This is a genomic window from Erwinia sp. (assembly GCF_031978025.1).
GTDB lineage: Bacteria > Pseudomonadota > Gammaproteobacteria > Enterobacterales > Enterobacteriaceae > Erwinia.
This window is the reverse complement of record NZ_DALZCD010000356.1, coordinates 1-3,602: the sequence shown is the minus strand read 5'-3', so window position 1 is coordinate 3,602 and position 3,602 is coordinate 1. Positions and strand designations below refer to the sequence as shown.

General features: G+C 54.5%; 3 protein-coding genes and 1 pseudogene. 3 read left to right on the top strand and 1 reads right to left on the bottom strand.

The window, feature by feature from the left end; all coding sequences use genetic code 11:
- From RTK32_RS20110 to RTK32_RS20100, 3 genes are all read left to right on the top strand, one after another.
- A partial coding sequence (locus tag RTK32_RS20110; protein ID WP_312047040.1) for a DsrE family protein occupies positions 1-460 on the top strand: 460 nt, incomplete at its 5' end.
- Positions 461-691: 231 nt separating this feature from the next.
- Positions 692-2,290, top strand: coding sequence for a sensor domain-containing diguanylate cyclase (locus RTK32_RS20105; RefSeq protein WP_312047039.1), 1,599 nt, complete (start codon positions 692-694; stop codon positions 2,288-2,290).
- 79 nt (positions 2,291-2,369) lie between these two features.
- Complete coding sequence (locus RTK32_RS20100; protein WP_312047037.1) at positions 2,370-3,443, top strand: AI-2E family transporter; 1,074 nt, start codon at positions 2,370-2,372, stop codon at positions 3,441-3,443.
- 76 nt (positions 3,444-3,519) lie between these two features.
- On the opposite strand, the pseudogene bcp reads toward RTK32_RS20100, so the two are convergent.
- A pseudogene (gene bcp / locus RTK32_RS20095) lies at positions 3,520-3,602 on the bottom strand (peroxiredoxin); the annotation flags it as partial.

The following is a 3,602-nucleotide window of genomic DNA, read 5'->3' as shown; positions in this document are numbered from 1 at the left end:
CGCCATTGATGGCTATGGCAAAATTCATTATGAAGCCGATGCTGCTTATAAGCCGGCCGCAGGCGACAGTAATAAAGTTGTTTTCCAGATTACCAAAGCAGAAAATGGCCCTAAAGTCCCTAACCTCGGGCTGGAGCGTGTTGCTCGCGTAGTCAATTTATATATCGCTTCCGGCGTGCCGCAAGATAAGCTTAAATTTGTCGTGTCGGTCACCGGTGATGGTACGCCAGCGATGTTAAATAATGCAGAATATAAGAAAGTTTTTGGTGTGGATAACCCTAATCTTAAGTTGATTAGCGAACTGCGTGAGAAAGGCGTGGATGTTTCCGTCTGCGATCAGTCAGTAGCTTTCCACCATTTCAAGCATGACTGGATCGATACTTCCGTTACCCACGCGCTTTCCAGCCCGACTACGGTCGCCACGCTTGAGAATCAGGGTTACGCCTTCCTCGCGATGTAATGTTTCTCTGTCCCGCCCGCTGAAGGGGCGGGACAGGTTCCCGCCTTTCGCTCTCCTCCTTCGGCACCATTTATCTCTGCCCCTTTACAAAAAATTGAGTTAAAATCACTAAGATTATTCCTAATGGTGACGATACCCTGGTATGACTCCATGCTTCACCAGGGCATGCGCGTGACCAAATCAAACTAAAAAAGAAGCGACATCTATGAAATGTTTCCTCAGGGCTCATCCATGAGGCTTCCTCGTCTGAAGCTGGATTTGCGCACGCTGATTATGCTGCTGGCTTTCGCCAGCATCGCGATCACGCTGGCCAACTCGCTGTATGCCACCTGGCAAGTGCAGCGTGAAGTGCTGATTGACAATACGTTAGAATCTAACCGGGTTTATGCGACCAAACTTGCCTCGACCACAGAAATGTTTTTTCAACTGGCGGAATCGCAGCTGGCTTTCAGCGCCAAAACGCTGGGGCAGGGAGGCAACGACGAAGCGCTGATGCAGCGTGAAGTCATGCGCCTGCGCGAGCAGACCAATAGTTTTAATTCTGCGGTGATTGTGGATGCCAACGGCTGGGTGAAAGCTATCTCGCCTGACTCGCTGATGCTGAAGGGTGTGCATCTTACCACGCCAGCTACGCAACAGGCGCTGGCCGAGCGTAAACCGCTGGTCAGCCAGCCTTCCGTATCGGTGGCCCATAATCTGATGGTGTTCGTCTCCTATCCCGTCTGGTCGCCCGGCGGCACTTATCTGGGCTTTGTCGGCGGCACGATTTACCTGAAGAAAAAGAGCATTCTTAACGAGCTGCTGGGTGAACAGTTTTATCGCGACGGCTCCTCTTTGTATGTCGTTGACAGCGGCAACCGCGTGCTTTATCACCAAAACGGCGCGCTGATTGGGCAAAAAATTGCGCCGCTGATAAGCGAAAAACTGAAACAAAATAACGGCTATCAGCAGGTCTCGAAGAAAAATGGCGAGCCAATGCTGGCCGGTTACGCGATGGTGAATACGCCCGGCTGGATGATTGTGGCGATGAAGCCGACGCCAACCACGCTGACGCCGCTGACCAGCCTGATGCTGCAGGTGGTGCAGCGCGCCGTTCCGCTGGCGCTGCTGACGCTGGCACTGGCCTGGCTGTTTGCCTGCCTGATTGCACGACCGCTGGGGCAGCTGGCCAACAACGCCAGCCAGATGGATACGCCCGGCGCGTCTGGCGAGATTGGCGCTATTCGTTCTTGGTATTATGAAGCGGCGCAGATCAAGCGGGCTATGCTGACCGGCCTCGGTTTGCTGCAGGATAAAATTGGGCGCCTGAAATTTGAGGTGCAGACCGATCCGATGACCTCTTTGCTGAACCGCCGTGGTCTGAACGCCGTACTCGAATACTTTTACGCCACGCGTCAGCCTTTCGCCGTACTGGCGCTGGATATTGACCACTTTAAACGCGTAAACGACAGCTGGGGCCATGACGCAGGCGACAGAGTGATCAAAAGCGTGGCGCAGCAGCTTGGCAAAAGTTCGCGCCAGACCGATGTGGTATGCCGTAATGGAGGCGAAGAGTTTTTGATGATCCTGCCGGGCGCTGACCGGAAAATGGCGGCGGTGATTGCTGAACGCGTACGCAAAAAAATTGAGCAGCTGGAGCTGGCGCCGGTCGGACGCGTCACGCTGTCAATTGGCGTGGCGCTGTGGGACGCGGATGAAATGCCGCTGGAAAGCGTGTTTAAACACGCGGACGACGCGCTTTACAACGCTAAACATGCCGGGCGAAATCGTGTGGTCGTCAGCGGAGAGTGGCATGAAACAGCACAGGACTTTTACCGTCAGTATGGCTGAAGCCTGACCTGAAGGTCGCGCGACCGGGCGGTTTTTCAGGTAGACTCGGCGGCTTCCTTCAGTAAGCCAGGACTTTTCCATGCTGGATCTTCTACTACAGTGGTATCGCCGACGCTTCAGCGATCCCCAGGCTATCGCGCTGCTGGCGATACTGCTTGCCGCTTTCGGCATCCTCTTCTTTTTTAATGGTCTGCTGGCGCCGCTGCTGGTCGCGCTGGTGGTCGCTTACCTGCTGGAGTGGCCGACAGTGCGCCTGGAACGGCTTGGCTGTTCGCGTACCTGGGCCACCACTATCGTGCTGATTTTCTTCGCTACGATTGTCTTAATGCTGATCCTGTTTGTCGCCCCCGTCGCCTGGCAGCAGGGCATTAATTTAGCGCACGAGCTGCCTACGATGTTGACCGGGTTATATCATTTCGCTACGCGATTGCCCGAACGTTTCCCGGCGCTGATAGATGTCGGACTGGTCGACATCGTGGTAGAAAACCTGCGCGCCAGGCTGAGCGGCATAGGCGATCAGCTGCTGAGATATTCTTTGGCCTCGCTGGTGGGGCTGATGACGTTGGCTATTTACCTGGTGCTGGTGCCGCTGATGGTTTTCTTCCTGCTTAAGGATAAAGAGCAGCTGCTGACCATGATTGGCCGCATCTTACCGCGCAACCGCGGGCTGGCCGGTCAGGTCTGGCTGGAAATGAATCAGCAGCTTTCGAACTATATTCGCGGCAAAGTGTTGGAGATGGTGGTCGTAGGCGTGGCGAGCTGGATCGGTTTTCTGGCTATCGGCATGAACTACGCGCTGCTGCTGGCGGTACTGGTCGGGGTGTCGGTGCTTATTCCTTACATTGGTGCGCTGGCCGTGACCGTGCCGGTTATCGGCGTGGGGCTGGCACAGTGGGGGCTGGGCGGCGATTTCTGGACGATGATTATCGTCTATCTGATTATTCAGGGGCTGGACGGCAATATTCTGGTGCCGGTGCTTTTTTCCGAGGCGGTCAATCTGCATCCGTTGGTGATTATTCTGTCGGTGGTGATCTTCGGCGGCTTATGGGGTTTCTGGGGCGTGTTTTTTGCTATTCCTCTCGCCTCGCTGGTTAAAGCGGTGCTGCAGGCCTGGCCTGATGAACTTCATTCTGCCCCTTCAAAGCCTGACTAATTGAAGCACCGTCGGATGATTTTTAGCCCAGGAAAGGTTATTGCAACGGGCGGAAAGCGCTCCGCACGTTCTGACATCAGGCCGATTTCAAATAGTCCACTACAATGTCGTGATGGTTACTGGTTTTGAAATCATCGAATACTTTTTCGATATGGCCGT

Excerpts from the sequence above, each read along its gene's own strand:
- RTK32_RS20100 (WP_312047037.1), top strand. The coding sequence starts at position 2,370 with ATGCTGGATCTTCTACTACAGTGGTATCGCCGACGCTTCAGCGATCCC.
- RTK32_RS20105 (WP_312047039.1), top strand. The coding sequence starts at position 692 with ATGAGGCTTCCTCGTCTGAAGCTGGATTTGCGCACGCTGATTATGCTG.